At 44.1% G+C, this 17,232-nt stretch carries 18 protein-coding genes and 1 pseudogene; 7 read left to right on the top strand and 12 right to left on the bottom strand.

Annotated features, from left to right (window positions below; all coding sequences use genetic code 11):
• Positions 1 to 75 precede the first annotated feature (75 nt).
• The 3 genes and pseudogenes from pyrF to CS898_RS03060 all read left to right on the top strand — a co-directional run bounded on the left by pyrF (position 76) and on the right by CS898_RS03060 (position 2,997).
• Positions 76 to 774 carry an orotidine-5'-phosphate decarboxylase gene (gene pyrF, locus CS898_RS03070; protein WP_099208059.1) on the top strand — a complete coding sequence of 233 codons (699 nt, stop codon included), beginning with the start codon at positions 76 to 78 and terminating at the stop codon, positions 772 to 774.
• Positions 771 to 1,376 carry an orotate phosphoribosyltransferase gene (gene pyrE, locus CS898_RS03065; RefSeq protein ID WP_099208058.1) on the top strand — a complete coding sequence of 202 codons (606 nt, stop codon included), beginning with the start codon at positions 771 to 773 and terminating at the stop codon, positions 1,374 to 1,376. The genes pyrF and pyrE overlap by 4 nt, the downstream gene beginning before the upstream one ends.
• A 36-nt stretch (positions 1,377 to 1,412) precedes the next feature.
• Positions 1,413 to 2,997: pseudogene (locus CS898_RS03060) on the top strand (potassium/proton antiporter).
• A 38-nt stretch (positions 2,998 to 3,035) separates the two neighbouring features.
• On the opposite strand, the gene CS898_RS03055 reads toward CS898_RS03060, so the two are convergent.
• A complete protein-coding gene (locus CS898_RS03055; RefSeq protein ID WP_099208057.1) occupies positions 3,036 to 3,272 on the bottom strand; it encodes a glutaredoxin family protein in 237 nt (78 codons plus the stop codon).
• 144 nt (positions 3,273 to 3,416) lie between these two features.
• On the opposite strand from CS898_RS03055, the gene CS898_RS03050 reads away from it, so the two are divergent.
• The 4 genes from CS898_RS03050 to CS898_RS03035 all read left to right on the top strand — a co-directional run bounded on the left by CS898_RS03050 (position 3,417) and on the right by CS898_RS03035 (position 6,364).
• Positions 3,417 to 3,956: a zinc ribbon domain-containing protein gene (locus CS898_RS03050; RefSeq protein ID WP_099208056.1), complete on the top strand. Its 540-nt coding sequence runs from the start codon at positions 3,417 to 3,419 to the stop codon at positions 3,954 to 3,956.
• 103 nt (positions 3,957 to 4,059) lie between these two features.
• Positions 4,060 to 4,911, top strand: a complete 852-nt coding sequence (locus tag CS898_RS03045; RefSeq protein ID WP_099208055.1) for an SIR2 family NAD-dependent protein deacylase — start codon at positions 4,060 to 4,062, stop codon at positions 4,909 to 4,911.
• Positions 4,912 to 4,979: 68 nt separating this feature from the next.
• Entirely contained in the window at positions 4,980 to 5,546 is a 567-nt protein-coding gene (locus CS898_RS03040; protein ID WP_009430694.1) for a helix-turn-helix domain-containing protein, read from the top strand.
• Entirely contained in the window at positions 5,510 to 6,364 is an 855-nt protein-coding gene (locus CS898_RS03035; protein WP_141558234.1) for an IS3 family transposase, read from the top strand. Before CS898_RS03040 ends, CS898_RS03035 begins: the two co-directional genes overlap by 37 nt.
• Positions 6,365 to 6,562: 198 nt before the next feature.
• Here the strand turns inward: CS898_RS03035 and CS898_RS03030 are convergent, their stop codons facing one another.
• From CS898_RS03030 to CS898_RS02980, 11 genes are all read right to left on the bottom strand, one after another.
• Entirely contained in the window at positions 6,563 to 7,030 is a 468-nt protein-coding gene (locus tag CS898_RS03030; protein WP_099207908.1) for a hypothetical protein, read from the bottom strand.
• A complete protein-coding gene (locus CS898_RS03025; RefSeq protein ID WP_054254182.1) occupies positions 7,011 to 7,241 on the bottom strand; it encodes a helix-turn-helix domain-containing protein in 231 nt (76 codons plus the stop codon). Before CS898_RS03025 ends, CS898_RS03030 begins: the two co-directional genes overlap by 20 nt.
• Positions 7,242 to 7,248: 7 nt before the next feature.
• Complete coding sequence (locus CS898_RS03020) at positions 7,249 to 7,719, bottom strand: DUF2975 domain-containing protein (RefSeq protein ID WP_099208054.1); 471 nt, start codon at positions 7,717 to 7,719, stop codon at positions 7,249 to 7,251.
• A 175-nt stretch (positions 7,720 to 7,894) separates the two neighbouring features.
• Positions 7,895 to 9,490: a murein biosynthesis integral membrane protein MurJ gene (gene murJ, locus CS898_RS03015; protein WP_009431643.1), complete on the bottom strand. Its 1,596-nt coding sequence runs from the start codon at positions 9,488 to 9,490 to the stop codon at positions 7,895 to 7,897.
• 69 nt (positions 9,491 to 9,559) lie between these two features.
• Complete coding sequence (locus CS898_RS03010) at positions 9,560 to 10,909, bottom strand: citrate synthase (RefSeq protein ID WP_099207906.1); 1,350 nt, start codon at positions 10,907 to 10,909, stop codon at positions 9,560 to 9,562.
• Positions 10,902 to 11,909, bottom strand: coding sequence for an isocitrate/isopropylmalate dehydrogenase family protein (locus CS898_RS03005; protein ID WP_099207905.1), 1,008 nt, complete (start codon positions 11,907 to 11,909; stop codon positions 10,902 to 10,904). The genes CS898_RS03010 and CS898_RS03005 overlap by 8 nt, the downstream gene beginning before the upstream one ends.
• A gap of 1 nt (position 11,910) precedes the next feature.
• Complete coding sequence (locus tag CS898_RS03000; protein ID WP_099207904.1) at positions 11,911 to 13,827, bottom strand: aconitate hydratase; 1,917 nt, start codon at positions 13,825 to 13,827, stop codon at positions 11,911 to 11,913.
• Positions 13,828 to 14,024: 197 nt separating this feature from the next.
• Complete coding sequence (locus CS898_RS02995; protein ID WP_141558280.1) at positions 14,025 to 14,948, bottom strand: IS3 family transposase; 924 nt, start codon at positions 14,946 to 14,948, stop codon at positions 14,025 to 14,027.
• Positions 14,882 to 15,421 carry a helix-turn-helix domain-containing protein gene (locus tag CS898_RS02990; protein WP_099207798.1) on the bottom strand — a complete coding sequence of 180 codons (540 nt, stop codon included), beginning with the start codon at positions 15,419 to 15,421 and terminating at the stop codon, positions 14,882 to 14,884. The genes CS898_RS02995 and CS898_RS02990 overlap by 67 nt, the downstream gene beginning before the upstream one ends.
• 64 nt (positions 15,422 to 15,485) lie before the next feature.
• Positions 15,486 to 16,457 (bottom strand): copper amine oxidase N-terminal domain-containing protein, encoded by a 972-nt coding sequence (locus CS898_RS02985; protein WP_099207799.1) that lies wholly within the window; start codon positions 16,455 to 16,457, stop codon positions 15,486 to 15,488.
• Positions 16,458 to 16,480: 23 nt separating this feature from the next.
• A complete protein-coding gene (locus CS898_RS02980; RefSeq protein WP_099207800.1) occupies positions 16,481 to 17,158 on the bottom strand; it encodes a hypothetical protein in 678 nt (225 codons plus the stop codon).
• Positions 17,159 to 17,232: the final 74 nt, after the last annotated feature.

Here is a 17,232-nt window from a genome sequence, read left to right as displayed (position 1 = left end):
CCTAGGATTGTCTGTTTTTTATTTTATCTTTTCCAGGGACTAATGGTATAATAGTAAAAAAAGAAGGAGGTTCTTATGGCAAAAGATGTAATTGTAGCCTTGGATTTTTCGGGAAAAGAAGAGGCTTATGAATTTTTAGACAAGTTTGACCAAGCCATTTACACCAAGGTGGGAATGGAGTTGTTTTACAAGGAAGGACCCGACATTGTCCGGGAAATTAAAAAAAGAGGCCACAAGGTCTTTTTAGACTTAAAATTTCACGATATTCCCAATACCGTTTGGGGGGCTGTCCGGTCAGTCTTGGACCTGGACGTGGACATGGTTAACCTCCACATTCCGGCAGGGAAAAAGGCCATCCAAGGGGCCCGGGAAATTTTGGACCAAGCCAAGTCCTCCACCATCCTCTTGGGGGTTACGGTCCTAACTAGTATGGAGGAAGAGGACCTAAGAGACCTATCCATCCAAGGCAGCCTAAAGGATGTGGTAAAGTCCTATGGGAAATTAGGCCTGGATGCCGGTCTCCATGGTCTGGTTTGCTCGGCCCAAGAAGTAGCAGACTTGAAAAAAGACCTGGGGGACTTTGTTGCCGTAACTCCAGGAATCCGTCCCGGTGGCCAAGCTGGTCAAGATGACCAAAAAAGAACCATGACTCCGGCCCAAGCAGCCAAGGCTGGCTCAGACTATATTGTCGTTGGCCGCCCCATCCGTAATGCCCAAGATCCCCTGGAAGCCTATAGGGCTATCAAGGAAGAATTTCTCAAGGAGGAAGTATGAAACACGTAGCAGAAACCCTATTAGACATTAAAGCCGTCAGCCTGTCTCCCAAAGACCCCTTTACCTGGGCCTCAGGAATCAAGTCACCCATCTATTGTGACAACCGCCTCTTAATGAGCTATCCCCAAGAGTGGAGCATTGTCATTGAGGCCTTGATTTCCCTTATCCATGAAAAATTCCCCCGGGTGGACTACATTATGGGGACAGCCACTGCAGGAATTCCCCATGCTGCTCTCATTGCCAACCGCTTAAAACTACCCATGGGCTTTGTTCGATCCAAGGCCAAGGACCATGGCAAGGCCAAGCAAATTGAAGGGGAGATCTTCCCCGGATCCAAGGCCTTGGTTATTGAAGACCTCTTTTCAACAGGAGGGTCCTCTATTGAAGCGGCCAAGGTTTGTCAAGAAGCAGGTTTTGATGTCATTGGAGTCTTGAGCATCTTTACCTATGACCTGGACCGCTGTCAAGAAAATTTTAGAAAAGCAGGCCTTGACCACTATTCTGCAAGTAACCTAACAGAACTCTTAGACCTTTCCGTAGAAAGGGGAGACATTAGCACCGGGGAAAGACAAGAAATTTTAACCTGGAAGGAAAGCCTGTAAAGAAGTTTTCCTAACTAGACATTAGAAGGAGCTCCTATGAACACCCTGATCGTTACCGGTATACTACTTTTGGCCCTGGTAGCCATTCGAATCTCTAACAAGTCTGGCCTTCCGGCCCTCTTACTCTTTTTGGGCCTGGGAATTGCCTTTGCTGCTGGAGGTTGGAACTTTAATGACTACAACCTGGTTGACCAAATCGCCTCCATGTCCTTAATGGTTATTATGTTTTACGGGGGCTTTGGGACCAACTGGTCTATGGGCCAGTCTGGGAGTTGTCTTTACAGCAGGTCTCACAGGACTCTTTTGCCACTATGTCCTGGGCTTTGGCTTGGTGGAATCCATGCTCTTAGGAGCAGTGGTGGGGTCCACAGACTATGCCTCAGTTTCCAACATCCTGGTATCCAAAAACCTAAACCTCAAGTACAATACCGCCTCTCTTTTGGAAATTGAATCCGGCTCCAATGACCCGACAGCCTATACCATGACCATGGTCTTTTTGGCCATCCTAACAGGGTCAGACCTTTCAGTACCGGTCTTGATTTTCCGTCAGGTATTTTTTGGGGGCCTGGTGGGTTTTTCTGTAGGCTACCTTTGCCTGGCCGTAGTGAGAAAGTATAAATTCAACGAAGATGGCCTCTTTGTGGTCTTTATTGCTGCCCTGATGTTGGGGGTTTATGGAATGAGCAAGCTCATTGGAGGCAATGGCTTTTTAGCCCTCTACATTGCTGGGATTATCCTGGGTAACAATGAGTATGTAGGAAAAAAGGAAGTGGTCTTTTTCTACGATGGCCTTTCCCACTTGGTCCAAATCATGCTCTTCTTCCTCTTGGGACTTCTGTCCAATCCTCGGAATATCTTTCATGCTCTACCCCTGGGTCTTGCCATTATGGCCTTTATGACCCTGGTGGCCAGACCCTTGTCCGTCCTAGGCCTTATGGCTCCCTTCCGTTTGAAGAAGAACCAGCTGGCCTTGATTTCCCTGGCAGGGATTCGTGGAGCTGCAGCTATTGCCTTTGCCATTATGGCCGTCAATACAGGAGCGGGCCTGGATATTGACCTCTTCCATATTGTCTTTGCCATCTGCCTATTTTCTCTTTTAATCCAAGGATCTCTTATGGCCTGGGCCACCAAGGTCTTGAAGATGTTTGATCCCAATGATACGGTCCTTAAGACCTTTAATTACTACCAGGACAAGTCCAAGCTGGGCTTTATCCAAACTAGGGTTACAGACCAGTCCATGTTTGTAGGGATGAAGATTAAGGACCTCAAGATGGTTTTTAACTTTATCATTGCCAAAATTGAACGGGATGGCAAGACCATCATCCCCCGAGGGGAGACAGTCTTGAAAGAGGGTGACATCATTGTCATGGGGGGAGAAAGCCACTTTGACCAGTCCGGCCAGTCCTTGCTAGAAATTAAATTGGCCCCCTGCCATGCCTGGGTGGGAGAAAGAATCAAGGACTTGGATATTGGAGAAAATGAATTAATCGTCATGCTTCAAACAGCCCAAGGAGGGGTGGAAATCCCTCGGGGAGACACCGTCCTCCAGGTGGATGACCGTGTGGTTTTACTCCAGGGAGAAAAATTACAAGAAGCCATTGACCACGAAAGTGGACAATGAAAAAAGGAAGCCCTAGGGCTTCCTTTTTTCATATAGGATTAGCAGTGACTTTCCAGGTAATTGATAATCTCTTGAGATTCATACATGGCTTGGTCACCAATAAACAAACAGGGAACTTGTTTTTTTCCACCCTTTTCAATAAGGTAGTCCCGCATGTCTGGGTCGGTGTCGATGTTGATGATTTCGACCCCTGTAATTCCCTTGTTTTCCATAACTAGCTTAACCCGTTCACAATAGGGGCAGTAGGTGGACGTAAAAAGTCTTAAATTTTCCATAAAGGCTCCTTTCTTGTCTTTGCCCTACTTTTACCCAAGCTGGGCCAAGTTAATCAAGGAATTAGTAAGAGAAATTCTAAGAAGTGGAAAACTAGCTTGTTTGAGAAGAAAAATGTGCTAGAGTAGAGGAAAGGGGGTAAGAAAATGGATGTTTTTCACTCAATTGGCAAGGGTATTGAAAAGACCTTTGACGCCTTAAAGGATTCCAAGGAAAAAATCCACTACCAGGCTAAAAAATACAGCCGCCAGTCAAAGCTTCGCTTGGAAAAGTCCCAGGTGGAAGGGGAGATTAAGCGGCTCTATGAAGAACTGGGAGAGGCTTATTATCAAAGTATAGAAGAAGGGTCCGACCAGTCCAAAAAGGTCCTCCATGAACTCATGATCAAGCTGGACCAGCAAAAAGAAATTTTAAAGGCCCTGGAAAACCAGCTCAAGCAAGACCTTATGGAAGAGGGACAAGACCAGCCTCAAAAGCGCTGTCCCCATTGCAATGAGGTCATGGAAGAAGGAGACCAATTCTGTAGCAATTGTGGGTCCAGCATGGAGGAAACCAAGGTCTTTAAACGAGGGATTTTTGTGGATAATGTGGAAATCCTAACCAAGATGTGTCCCAACTGTGGCAACCAAGTCAGTGTCCATGCCAAGTATTGCAACCGCTGTGGCCTGGATTTGGAGAACTTGTAGAGGGACGGATTTTTATTGAAAGTTTAGCAGGATATGTTAAAATAAACTTAGGGGTAATTGAGCAGTAGAAGATTCCATCTATTTTTAAAAAGGAGGAAATAGTATGGACGCTACAAGCAAAGAATTACTAAAGGTAAAAGAATGGCTAGGGGAAGCAGATGCTCTTATTTTAGGTATCGGACCTGGCCTAAGCAAGGCTGGAGGGGTCAATCTTTCAGACCCTGACTTGATGGAAAAATGGATGCCGGACTTAAAGGAAAGAGGCGTCGAAACAGTTTTAAAGGGGATGCGAGTCTACCATTGGTTTGACCCGGAAGACCCCTTAGAGTATTGGGCCTTTTGGAGTAACTTGATTAAAAATTTACGCTATGAAACCGAGCCCATGGAGGTCTATAAAGAAGTCTTTGACCTGGTAAAGGACAAGCCTTATTTTGTCATTGCCACCACAGTAGATGGACAGGTTGAAAAGGCCGGATTTGACATGGACAGGGTCTATATGCCCCAAGGGGACATGGCCTATTCCCAATGCTACGAGCCCTGCAACAATGAACGTTACTATAATGAAAAGGAAGTTTTTCGGATTTCCAGCCATATCCATGAGGATGGAAATGTCCGGGAAGATATTTTGGGACGTTGTCCTTCTTGTGGCAAGTATTTGGTTCCCAATATCCGGATGGAAGAAAATTTTGTGGCTGAGCCCTATTTAAAGCAAAGAAAAGATTTTGTAGACTTTGTGGAAAACCGCAGAGACAAAAACTTGCTTTTCCTAGAATTTGGCGAAGGCTTTAACCAAGCTGGCTTTATCCGCTATCCTTTTGAAACCATGGTGGAAACCCTGGACAAGGCAAGGTTGGTTCGATTTAATACCAGTGATCCCGAAGTGCCAGAAAGCATTAAGGACAAGGCCTTGGGAATCAAGGACCCCATAGAAAAATGTTTAAGAGACCTCATTTAGGTCTTAAAAAACCATCCGCAATGATATGTACCCTCTTTACTGGACAAACCAGTAAGGAGGGTATTTTTGTGAAATATAGCTATGAATTCAAAAAAGAGTGCATACAGTTGTATAGGCAAGGGAAATGGCCTGATACACCTGATGGGACCAAAGAAGAAAACCTTCATGCTTCCATTAGAAAATGGTTTAGATTAGAAGAACTTCATGGCCCAGAAATTTTAAACCATGGAAATAATATCCACTGGACACCAGATGAAAAATTAGAAATGGTGTCGAAAGTGCTGGCTGGAAATTCAATAAAGGCAACTGCAATCGAAAATGGAATAAATGAAGGACAACTTTATTCATGGCTTAACAAGTATAAAAAGGATGGATATAATGGTCTTGTGAATAAAAAGAAAGGCCGTAAATCTAAAAATACAACCATGAAAAAGAAAAATATCCATAAACCAAAAGAACTGAATGAATCCGAAAGAGAAGAACTCATAAGACTTAGAGCAGAAAATGAATATATGAAGGCTGAGAATGAAATAATAAAAAAAGAGATCGCCTTGAGAGAAGAACGTTACGCTGCGCAACTCAAGGCGAAAAAGCAGCGATTGTCAAAGAACTCAAAGAAAAAGGATACAGACTAAAGGATCTTTTAAGAGCCATTGATTTGCCGAGGTCAACATACTACTTTGAACTAAATAAAGTGGATAAAATAAAAGTTAAGAATCGTCCGATTGCAGATAAAATAGCCCAAATCTTTCACCTACACAAAGGAAGATATGGAGTGCGAAGAGTCTATATGGAGTTAATAAATCAAGGCTATGTCATAAACCATAAAAAAGTACAAAGGATTATGCACGAACGAAAACTTTTTGGAAAGGGCTCTAAAGAAAAATACCACTCCTATCAGGGGAAAATAGGTAAAGTAGCAGATAATCTAATCAATAGAGACTTCAAAGCAGATAGACCTTTACAAAAATGGACCACGGATGTCTCTGAATTTAAATTTTCTTGGGGTAAATGCTACATCTCTCCAATACTTGATATGTATACCAATGAGATTATCTCCTACGACTTATCCTTAAGTCCTAATTTAAAACAAATATCTACTATGTTAAGAAGAGCATTTAGAAAATTTCCAAAACTAAAGAACTTAATACTACATTCAGATCAAGGTTGGCAATACCAACATAAATATTATGTCAATGAGCTTAAAAAACATGGGATAAAGCAATCCATGTCAAGAAAAGGGAATTGCTATGATAACTCCATTATGGAGACATTCTTTGGAAGGCTAAAAAATGAAATGTATTATGGTTATGAAAAGAGCTATCGCTCTTTTGACGAATTTTCGAGAGCAATAGAGGAGTATATAGATTATTACAATAACGAAAGAATTCAATCAAAAACAAAATGGATGCCACCTACAAAGTATAGGTTAGCATCCACTACAACGAATTAATTAAATATTGTGTCCAGTTTTATGGGTACACATCACNAGCAAGAAATAAAGTGCTTTAGCACTAGCTGTGAAAATTGGTGCACGAGTAAGAAAATTCAAAGCATGGAATGCTGCCGGTAACAGCCCCTTATAGGGGCAGAACAAACCACCGGCTAAGCCGGTGGTTATGATTATGCTTTTAGGTGGCTGGTTTTACCATCAAGTGTCACAGCGGACATATAAAATTTTATTGGTCTTTTCATCAATCAGCAGGCCAATGAAGTTTCCATAGCGGTAGTCGGTGGTTTGCTTAAAGTAGGCCCGGCTGATTTCACTTAAGCCTGGTAGAAAGCCCCGACGGTTCAAAGCTGTTAAGCAGCCTTCAATAGCTTCAAACTCCTTGGAATTTTTATCCACCTCATAGGGGCTTAGCTGGCCTTCTATGAACTTAATTTCTTCTGCCTTGGCAGACAGGAGGATTCCCGCTTCGCCATCTCCGTGAAAGTCTGGTTCCTTGTACATTTCCTTTAAACGCTTCACATCCTTAGACAGGTGGATCTTAAACTCATAGGCCACTTCCTTGACGGCCTGGGGCCGGTGGTCCGACTGGGCGTAAAGGACAGGGACCAGGCAAAGGCCTATAAGAATCATGATTAGAAGGCATCGTTTATAGGTTTTTTTCGTCATCTTCATCCTCCTCATAGCGTAACAGGTCTCCAACATCGCAAGACAGGACCCGGCAAATCTCCGATAGGGTGGAAAAGCGGATGGCCTTGGCCTTGTTGGTTTTTAAAATGGATAGGTTGGATAGGCTGATGCCCACTTGGTCAGAAAGCTCTGTCAGGGTCATTTTCTTTTTAGCCAAGGCAACATCTAGATCAACAATTATTTTTCCCATAGTCACCTCATATTGTTAAGTCGTTTTCTTCTTTTAGGGTCATACCTTGCCGGATTAGGTCAGCCAGGAGTAAAAAGACCTGGTTCAAAAGCAGGGCCAGGAGAAAGAGGCCCATAAAGGCTAGGTTAGTAATGGACCCGTCCAGGTTGAAGTTTGTAAAGACAATGGCCAAGACTGCCAGGATGCAAATTCCCACAAAGGACAAAGAAGTTCCTTGGAGATAGAAGAGCATCTTCCGGTCAAAGATTTGGTCCCGGCCATAACTTTCAAGGGCCAAAAAACCAAAAACCAGGCAAATGACCAGGCAAAGGACCATGGCTTCACACAGGACCAACATGGGGATGTGCATGTTGTAAAATTGGGGGGTCATGGATAGGACAAGGTAGGAAAACTTGTAGCCTCCATAGGCCAGGCCCAAGCAAAGGACTATGGCCAGGATTAAAAGGGCCCCAATAAAGTAAACTCTAAATTTTTTCATAAGTCACCTCGAAAAGTTCAATGGGATAAAGCTTAAGTATATTATACAGCGTATTTATTGAAAGTCAATATTTATTTATTGAATATCAATAAATAAATAGCGTTTAAAGTAAAATTGAAAGGAAGGATTTTGGAAAATAGCCATAAAAAAAGAACCCCGAAGGGTTCTAATTTTTTTAATTTAAAGATTTTCTTTTCTTCCGGGCTTCCAATTTGCTGTTGACCAGGTGGACGATGTCCTTGACTTCTCTAAAGCCTAGGAAGTAGAGGATAAGGCCGTAGAGGAAGGCTGAACATAGGGCAACAAGAAGTAAGAGGACCAACTTGGCCAGACGGAGTTTGGCTCCGGCTAAAAAGCCAGCCAGGACCATTTCCAAGGGGAAGAAGGCAACAGAGGCAAAGATTCCCATAATAAGTCCTGCCAGGCAGGTTTTGATAATAGCCCGGAGGTAGGAAGACATGCCCAAGTGGCCAATGCGTTTTCTCAGGATGATAAAGCGCAAAGCACAGGCTACAGCTGTAGCTACGGTAACACTACCGGCTAGACCCCGTACTCCCAAGATGTTAACCACTAAAAGGTTGAGGCTGACGTTAATGACCACGTTGCAAATGCCGATATAGAAGGGGGTCTTAGTATCCTGGATGGAAAAGAAGACCCGGTTCAGGACATTATTAATAGACAAAAAGACCAGGACTGGGGAGTAGAAGACCAGGACCTTGGCTGTTTCCAAGGTATCTTCTGGAGTAAAGGCCCCGTATTGGAGGGCAATTTCGATAATGGGTCGGGCCAAAACGGCCATGCCAATGGCAGAAGGGACAGTAATTAAAAGAACGCTTTTGACTGACCCGTTCATGATTTGCTTGCCCAGGAGATAATTTTTTTCGGCAAAGGCCCGACTCATGGCCGGGAAAACCACAGAGGTAATAGCTGTGATGAAAATTCCCAAGATGACCAGGTTAATCTTGTTGGCATAGTCCAGCCGGCTGACGGCAGCATTTCCCAAGCCTGTTGCCAGGTACTTGTTAAAGATGGTGTTGATGTTGTTAATAGAAACAGAAACCAAAACCGGCATGGCCAGGATCAAGGCCTGTTGGGTGTACTTGTCCTTGAAGTTCAGGATGGGTTTAAAGTGGAAGTCTGCTTTTAAAATGGAAGGGACTAAAAATAAAACCTGGGATAGGACGGCCAAGACGGAAATGGCGGCTAGGCCCTTGATGCCAAAAATAGGAGCTAAAAAGATTAAGTAGATGATATAGACAATATTATAGGGCAGGTTGACCGCTCCCGCTGCAGCAAAGAGGTTGTTAAATTGCAGGTAGCCGGTAAAAATTCCCACGGTGGCTGCAAAAATAATCAAGGGCATGGAGTAGCGGATTAAAACAACGGTCAGGGCCTTGGTTTCAGGATCGAAGCCTCCACCGGTGATGTTGGCAATGGTCGGGGCAAAGATGATACCGAGACTTGCTACTGCAATGGCTACAACCAGGCAAACGGAAATCATGTTGGATGTAAACTTGTCCTTGGCCCCGGGACCCTCGTTGAGGTGGACTTTTTGTAATTGTGGGATAAAGGTTGTGGCGATGGCCTCTGTAATCAAAGCACTCATCAAGCCTGTCGACGATTGGGCAACAGTCCAGGCAGCCTTTTCCATACCGGACCCATATTGGTAGGCAATTAAGGTTTCCCGGCCTAGGCCGAAAAATTTACCTAAAAGGGAAAAGATGATAATGGCGGCTGTAGACTTGGCCAAATTTTTTGCTTGTTCTTCCATGATACCTCCTTCATATCTAAATTAAAAGTATATTGAATTTAAGGGGATAAGTCAAGATGGACAGGAGGATTAACGGTCTTCCATAGGAAGGTAGTTTTGGGGTTGGTTGAGGGTTAGGTAGGCTGGTCGCATAATTTTTTTGTCCAGGACTTGTTCCAAGCGGTGGGCACACCAACCGGTGGTTCGAGACAGGGCAAAAATAGGGGTAAAGAGGTCTCGGGGAATTCCTAAAAGGTGGAAGATTAAACCGGAGTAAAGGTCCACATTGGCTGGAGCTGGATGGGATAGGGAAAATTTATCGGCAATTAAGACCCCACCAATCTCTTCAATATTTTCAATGAGCTGGTATTCTTCCAGGCAATTCTTGGATTGGGCCAGGCTTTTTGCTCTTTCTTTCAAAAGGAGGGCCCGGGGGTCGCTTAGGGTGTAGACGGCATGGCCCAGACCGTAGATGAGGCCGGACCGGTCAAAGGCCCTTTGGTCCAAGACGGCCTCCAGGTATCTTTTAACCTGGCTAGGCTTGGTCCAATTGGAAGTCTTGGCCTTTAAGTCTGCCACCATGGAGTCCACCATAAGGTTGGCTCCACCATGTCTAGGTCCCTTCAAGGATCCCAGGGCAGTGGTAATGGCACTGTAGGAGTCTGTTCCCGAGGAGGATACCACATGGGTGGCAAAGGCGGAGTTGTTCCCTCCACCATGCTCTGCATGGAGGACCATAAGAGCATCTAGGATTTGGGCTTCCTCAGCTGTAAAAGAAGAATCCGGACGAATCATATGGAGGAGGTTTTCTGCCGGGTCATAGTCCTCCAGGGGACGGTGGATAATCAGGGAGGCCTCGTCTACATAGTGGCGTTTGGCCGCATAGCAGTAGGCTAAAATCATGGGCATCTTGGCAATCAGGCCCAGGGATTGTTTTAAGACATTGAAAATCTCTGTATTATCTGGGTCTGGGTCATAGGAATAGAGGGAGAGGACTGACTGCATAATCTTATTCATGAGGTTTTTATTGGCTGTCTTTAAAATGACATCTTCCAGATAGCCTCCCGGCAGGCTGGTTAAGGACCAAAGGGTTTCGTGGTAGATGTCCAGGTCTTCTTGTGTGGGAAGTTGACCAAAAAGCAGGAGGTAGGAAACTTCTTCAAAGGCATGTCTTTGACTTTCTTGGGCTCCTTGTAAAATTTCGGCTACAGAATAGCCCCGGTAGTCCAGGCGGCCGGGAGCCGGAATCTTTTGCCCATTTTCATAACCATAACCCACAACGTCGGCCACCCCGGTAACCCCTACCAGGACCCCGGTGCCATTTTTATTTCTTAGACCCCGTTTGATATTGTGGTCTTCATAGTATTTGGGGTCAATATAGGCCCTTTTTTCAATGACCCGGGCATAGCGTTTTAGACGGTTGGTATTTTTCTTATCCATGCTTAATCTCCTTGACCTTTTGGATTAAGAGGTCGGTAAACTCTGAAGCCTTTAGGGGTCCTCCCAGGTCTTGGGTGGACGTTTCCTTCTTGGATAGGAGGAGGTCCAGGCCTTGACGGATAGACCCAGCATAGTCGCCCATGTCCAAATAATCCAGCATCATACAGGCAGATAGGAAAAAGGCTGTGGGATTGACCAGGTCCTTGCCTGCCAGGTCGGGAGCAGTTCCATGGACGGATTCAAAGATGGCCATGTCATCCCCGATGTTAGCTCCAGGAACCAGGCCCAGGCCTCCGATTAATCCAGCGGAAAGGTCTGACAGGATATCTCCATAGAGGTTTTCTGTGGCAATGACATTGAATTGGTAGGGGTTTAAAACCAATTGCATGGCCATGTTGTCCACCAGGACTTCTTCCAATTCAATAGAGGGATAGTCCTTGGCCAGGTCCCGGCCGGCTTTAAGAAAGAGGCCGTCGGTAAATTTCATAATATTGGCCTTGGTAACCAGGGTCACCTTGGGATAGCCGTGGTCCAAGGCATAGTCAAAGGCCCGTTTAATCAACCGTCTGGATCCTTGGTAGGTGATGATTTTAATGGAGTGGGCTTCAGTGTCTGAAACCATTTCTTCTACACCCCGGTAGAGGTCCTCGGTATTTTCCCGAAAGATAACCAGGTCAATGGGGCAATCTGGATTCTTCCAGGGGCCCAGTTCCTTAATGGGCCGGATATTGGTGTAGAGGTCGTATTTTTTACGGAGTTGGACATTTAAAGACCGAAAGCCCTCCCCAATGGGGGTGGTCATGGGGCCCTTAATGGCGACCTTGTTTTTTTCCAGACTCCGGAAGAGGCTGTCGGGTAAATAGACTCCGTGCTTTTCATATTCTTCCTTGCCGGCTTCTTGGATATCAAAGGAAAGGGGAATTTGCAAGTCCTTAAAGAGTCGGATTAAGAGCTTGGCTAATTCTTTTCCTACCCCGTCGCCGGGAATTAAGCTAATCATATTAAACCTCCAAATTTTTTGAATAATTCAAGTTACCTCCGGCCAAAAGGATGGCCAACTCTCTGGGAGACCCCTTAAATTCTAGAGAAAAGGCCAGGCCCTTGGTCTTGTTGAAGGCCAAAATTTGACCCTTGGTCAGGCCCTCATGCAAGTTGTCTAAAAGAAGCTCATCTTCTGGATCCACCAGGCCATAGATGGCTGGATCGGCAAAGGTCAAGGGGAGGATACCGGAGTTGATGAGGTTGGACCGGTGAATCCGGGCAAAGCTCTTGGCCAAAACAGCCTTGACCCCAAGATAGAGGGGGACCAAGGCGGCGTGCTCCCGGGAAGACCCTTGGCCGTAGTTGTCTCCAGCTAGGATAAAGCCCCCGTCATTTTCCTTGGCCCGGTCGTAAAAGTCATCCACCAGGGTGGAAAAGGCATAGTGGGCCAGGTGGGGGATGTTGGATCGGTAGGGTAAAAGTCCAGCGTGGCTGGGAACAATATCATCTGTAGTGACATTGTCTTGGACCTTTAAGAGGACTCTTTTTTGGATTTGGTCTTCCAGGGAATCGTTTAAGGGGAAGGGTTTGATGTTGGGGCCCATAACCAGGTCCTTCCGTCTTTGGTCTTTTTCCTTGGGATAGATAAAATAATCATCTACATGGTCATAGGAAGAAAGTCTGGGGATGTCCACTTCTTGGCCGGGAGTCAAATAGCCCTTAATGGCCGAACTGGCGGCAGTTTGGGGACTTACCAGGTAGATTTGGGCGTCCTTGGTGCCGGACCGGCCCTTGAAGTTGCGGTTAAAGGTCCGGAGGCTGATGCCCTTGGACTTGGGGGCTTGGCCCATGCCAATACAGGGACCGCAGGCGGATTCTAAAATCCGGGCTCCCGAGGCAATCATGGTGGCCAGGGCTCCATTTTCTGCCAGCATCTTCAAGATGTTGGCTGATCCTGGGCTAATGACCAGGGAAACATCGGGATGGACCCGGTGGCCCTTTAAAATTTGGGCCACAGCCATAAGGTCGGCATAGGAAGAATTGGTGCAAGAACCTATAGCTACTTGGTCCACCTTTAGGGAGTCAATTTCTGAAACAGGAACAACAGCGTCAGGACTATGGGGCTTGGCCACCATGGGCTCAATAGCCGACAGGTCAATTTCCAAACGGGCATCATAGGAGGCTCCTGGGTCTGGTCCCAGTTCAAGGACGTCTTCTTCCCGGTGGTGGGCCCGTAAAAAGTCCTGGGTCACTTGGTCAGAGGGGAAGACGGAGCTGGTGGCGCCTAATTCCGCCCCCATATTGCAAATGGTGGCCCGGTCCGGGACAGATAGGCTTTTGACCCCAGGACCGGTGTATTCCATAATATAGCCCACGCCACCCTTGACGGAAAGTTTTTTCAAAATGGTCAGGATGACATCCTTGGCATTGCAATTGGCCTTCAAGGATCCCTCTAGGTAGACCTCATAGACCTTGGGAAGGGTTAAGAAGTAAAAGCCCTTGGCCATGGCAACGGCCACGTCCAGGCCTCCAGCCCCAATGGCTAGAGAGCCTAACCCCCCGGCAGTAGGGGTGTGGGAGTCAGACCCAATCAGGGTAGCTCCAGGTCTTCCGAAGCGTTCCAGGTGGACTTGGTGGCAAATGCCTCCCCCGGGTTTGGAGAAGATGAGGCCATATTTTTCTGCTGCCGATTGGATAAAGGCATGGTCGTCGGCATTTTCAAAGCCTGCTTGGAGCATGTTGTGGTCGATGTAGGCCACAGAAAGGTCTGTAGCCAGCTTGTCTACATCCAAGGCTTCCAGTTGGAGGTAGACCATGGTTCCTGTAGAATCCTGGGTCAGGGTTTGGTTGATTTTTAAGCAAACCTCCTTGCCAGCTTCCAGGTCTCCATCTAAAAGATGGGAGGCGATGAGTTTATAGGCTAATGTTTTTGGCATAGGCATCTCCTTAAGTAAATAAAAAAAGTCAACGAATAAAATAATTAAGGTCTATTTTACCGAAAAATTCCCCAAGATTCAACAAGTCATTGAATGTAAAAGAAGGCCTAAATTTTAACAAATAGAAGGTCAGGAGAAAATAAAAAAAGCCTGCTTAATGACCTGAACCCGTAAACACGGAACAATTTAATAATATTTTAAGCGGAATGTAATCTGTACATAACAGGGGACATTCCGTTTAATTTTGTTTTAATCCTATCCTCATTGTACCATTTAATATATTTTTCAATATCATTTATCAAATGTTCATAACTTTTAAAATCTTCCCCATAAAACATTTCCTGTTTCAAGATTCCAAAGAAGTTCTCCATTGGAGAATTGTCTAGACAATTGCCTTTTCTTGACATACTTTGTGTAATATTCATTTTTTCTAGTTTATTAGTCCAAGAGCTATGTTGATAATGGAATCCTTGGTCCGAGTGTATAGTTAAATCTTTAATGTCTCTATTTTTTTCTAATGCTTTTTCTAGCATTGTATTTGTTAATTCTATTGTTGGGTGATAACCTAGCGTATAGCTTATTATTTCACTGTTGTATAGGTCTAATATTGGTGATAGGTATAGTTTTTTGTCTTCACCTTTTATTCTAAATTCTGTTACGTCTGTTAACCATAATTGGTTTGGTTTACTTGCTTTAAATTGTCTATTTACAACATTATTTGCAACCTTTCCTATTTGCCCTTTGTATGATGAATATTTTCTTGATCTAGTTTTAAATTTGGTGCATAGCAAAAATTCTTCTCTCATTATTTTTAAAACTCTTTTATGGTTGACATTAAGCCCTTTATTTTGTAATACTTGAGTCACCCTTCTGTAGCCATATCTACCTTTTGATTCTTCAACTATGCTTGTAATTTCCCTTCTAATTTCTTTGTCTTTATCTACTGGATTTTCTAATTTTATTTTCCATTCGTAGTAGGATGATTTTGGTAACTCAGCTATTTCTAGCCATTCACTTATCTTGCTTTTTGGATATTCTTTTATTAACTTGAGGATTATCTTTGTCTTTTCCTTGCTTCTGCTTCCTCTTCCAGTAGCAAGGCTTGTAGCTTTTTTTCGTATATTATCTTCATTTTGAGAAGTCTATTTTCTTCTCTTAATCTTATTAATTCTTCTCTTTCACTTTCGTTTATTGGAGTATTAAGTTTAGACTTTTTATTTGATTTAGTCATATCTTTACTAGGCCTTCCTCTGTTATCTTCTAACCCAGAAAGACCACGCTCTTGATAAGTTTTCTCCCACCTGTATATTATGGATTCATTTACAAGGTTGAAATGCTCTGCAGTCTCTCTAAGCGAAGTATTCTTGATTTGCCTATATTGTATTACAGATAACTTAAATTCACTAGTGAATTTATTGTTTTTTAACTTTTTAGATAAGTTATCAAATCCTCCTGACTTGTATTTTTCTATCCAGTTTTTCAAAGTTCCATCTGGAATATCATATTTTTTAGCTACCTTTTCACGCCCGCCTGTTTCTCCTGATAAATATTCTAGCACTAGTTTTATTTTAAATTCTTTTGTGTATTTTGGCATACAAAAAACCCCTCCATCCGTATTCCGGATTTTGGGGTTCAGATCATTAAGCAGGCTTTAAAAATTATTTTTTAAGGATCTTATCCATTAGGTTTTTGATGGTCTTGTCTTGGAAGAGTTGGTCGTCTTTGGTTTTTAGAAATTGGTCCACATCTTGGTTGGACTTGACATCTTGGTTTTGAATAGTGGCAGTCATTTGGTCCACAATTTGTCGCATGGCAACAGAATAGTCAGTTAACTTGCTGGTGAGACCGGCAGCGCTTAAGGAGTCGTCAGTTAAGAAGGCAGACTTGTAGTCTTCCACGATTCCGGGAAGAGCTTGGGATACCTTGCTAAAGAGCTCGTGGCTATCCTTGAATTTTGTGGGAGCTTGGAGGGCTTCCATTTCCTTGGCAGTAGAAACTACTTGGGCTCCTACTTGGGCCATTTTTTGTCCCATTTCCATCTTATTGCTTTGGTCAAAGTCCCGGAAGGCCAGGTTGCGGAAGTTGGCAAGTTCTTGGACTAGGACTTGTTGTTTTTGGTCAAAGTTTTTCACATAGGCTAATTCTTCAGGACTTAAGTGGCTTAGGTTGACTCCTTGAAGGAAGGACTTGGCAACATTTTTTTCCAGCCAGGCTGTATCTGTCAAGATAACTGTTTGCTTTTCTTGGTCCCAGTCTACCTTGACTCCTAGGTTTTCAGCCACAAAGCGCAGGGGTACAAAGGTCCTTTCATGGCTGGCATAGGGGGCAATATCCATAGTGGATTTTTTGCCTTGGCTGTCTAGGGTCTTTTTCCCCAGCCAAAGCTTGATTTGCTTTTGTCCCTTGGCAATGGAAACGGATTGGTCCTCTTGGAACCAGTCAACCTTGTAGCCCAGGGCTTCAGAAACAAAGCGCAGGGGAACAAAAGTCCTTTCAGACTTGACTTGGGGGGCAACATCCCCCTTGATTTCTTTTCCGTTTAATTGGATTTTGATGGTTGAGGCCCCATAGACCCCTTGGCTTAAAACCAGGCAAGCAGCCAGGCCTAGGCCAGCTAATTTTTTATGCATATTCTCTCCTTTTAATATTCATCTTACTCTTCATCTGTAGTGGATTTTGAAGAAGTTTTTGTTGATTCTTTGCTTTTGGATTCACTGGAAGTAGATTTTTTGGACTTGGAACCTTCTTCTGAAGAAGTGGATTCCTTACTATCTTTTGAGGATTTACTTGAAGATTCCTTCTTGCTTTCTTCAGAAGAATCTCTTTTCTTTTCCTCTGTCTTCCGGCTGGATTGGTCTTCGGTTTGGTCTGTCTTGGCATAGGTTCTTTCAATATAGTCCAGGACAGTATCATTTTTGCTTGCGACTTCAATGACGGCATCCTTGCTAGTGGCCACAACATTTCCATCAGCGTCATCCTTGTAAAAAATTAAGTATTCCTTGTTGGTGGATAAGTTTTTGGGTTCTGTAAATTCAATATTGGATAGACTACCCTTGTAGTTGTCCAAGATGGTTAATTCTGTCTGTCCATCTCCAAGTTGGGTTAATTTAACTCGGCTGATGTAGTCAGACTGGGTCATGAGCTTTCTTACTTCTTCCCGGCTCACACCTTCCTTGTCGGCAGATTCTTCATTTAAGCTGGGGGAAGATTCTTCAATTTTAGGACTGGTATTAATTGGTTTTTGTACCTTTTGGTTCTGATTATCCTTTTGTCCACAGGCTGTTAAGATAAGAGCCAGGGATAAACCACTTATGGCTAGAGTTTTTTTCATATGATTCCTCCATCAAATTGAGTCATTGCTTTTCTTTCATTATAACATACTGGCCCTGCAAAAGAAAAAAAACT

It is taken from the genome of Urinicoccus timonensis (assembly GCF_900232945.1).
Lineage (GTDB): Bacteria > Bacillota > Clostridia > Tissierellales > Peptoniphilaceae > Urinicoccus > Urinicoccus timonensis.
Note: the sequence above shows the minus strand (reverse complement) of the source record. Positions and strands in the feature narration are given on the sequence as shown.

What these genes read in the sequence shown, in the direction of transcription:
- pyrF (WP_099208059.1), top strand. Translation starts at nt 76, where the DNA reads ATGGCAAAAGATGTAATTGTAGCCTTGGATTTTTCGGGAAAAGAAGAG.
- CS898_RS03025 (WP_054254182.1), bottom strand. Translation starts at nt 7,241, where the DNA reads ATGGGAAAAATAATTGTTGATCTAGATGTTGCCTTGGCTAAAAAGAAA.
- CS898_RS03050 (WP_099208056.1), top strand. Translation starts at nt 3,417, where the DNA reads ATGGATGTTTTTCACTCAATTGGCAAGGGTATTGAAAAGACCTTTGAC.
- CS898_RS02980 (WP_099207800.1), bottom strand. Translation starts at nt 17,158, where the DNA reads ATGAAAAAAACTCTAGCCATAAGTGGTTTATCCCTGGCTCTTATCTTA.
- CS898_RS03000 (WP_099207904.1), bottom strand. Translation starts at nt 13,827, where the DNA reads ATGCCAAAAACATTAGCCTATAAACTCATCGCCTCCCATCTTTTAGAT.
- CS898_RS02985 (WP_099207799.1), bottom strand. Translation starts at nt 16,457, where the DNA reads ATGCATAAAAAATTAGCTGGCCTAGGCCTGGCTGCTTGCCTGGTTTTA.
- CS898_RS03010 (WP_099207906.1), bottom strand. Translation starts at nt 10,909, where the DNA reads ATGGATAAGAAAAATACCAACCGTCTAAAACGCTATGCCCGGGTCATT.
- CS898_RS03005 (WP_099207905.1), bottom strand. Translation starts at nt 11,909, where the DNA reads ATGATTAGCTTAATTCCCGGCGACGGGGTAGGAAAAGAATTAGCCAAG.
- CS898_RS03020 (WP_099208054.1), bottom strand. Translation starts at nt 7,719, where the DNA reads ATGAAAAAATTTAGAGTTTACTTTATTGGGGCCCTTTTAATCCTGGCC.
- CS898_RS02990 (WP_099207798.1), bottom strand. Translation starts at nt 15,421, where the DNA reads ATGCCAAAATACACAAAAGAATTTAAAATAAAACTAGTGCTAGAATAT.
- murJ (WP_009431643.1), bottom strand. Translation starts at nt 9,490, where the DNA reads ATGGAAGAACAAGCAAAAAATTTGGCCAAGTCTACAGCCGCCATTATC.
- CS898_RS03055 (WP_099208057.1), bottom strand. Translation starts at nt 3,272, where the DNA reads ATGGAAAATTTAAGACTTTTTACGTCCACCTACTGCCCCTATTGTGAA.
- CS898_RS03030 (WP_099207908.1), bottom strand. Translation starts at nt 7,030, where the DNA reads ATGACGAAAAAAACCTATAAACGATGCCTTCTAATCATGATTCTTATA.
- CS898_RS03045 (WP_099208055.1), top strand. Translation starts at nt 4,060, where the DNA reads ATGGACGCTACAAGCAAAGAATTACTAAAGGTAAAAGAATGGCTAGGG.
- pyrE (WP_099208058.1), top strand. Translation starts at nt 771, where the DNA reads ATGAAACACGTAGCAGAAACCCTATTAGACATTAAAGCCGTCAGCCTG.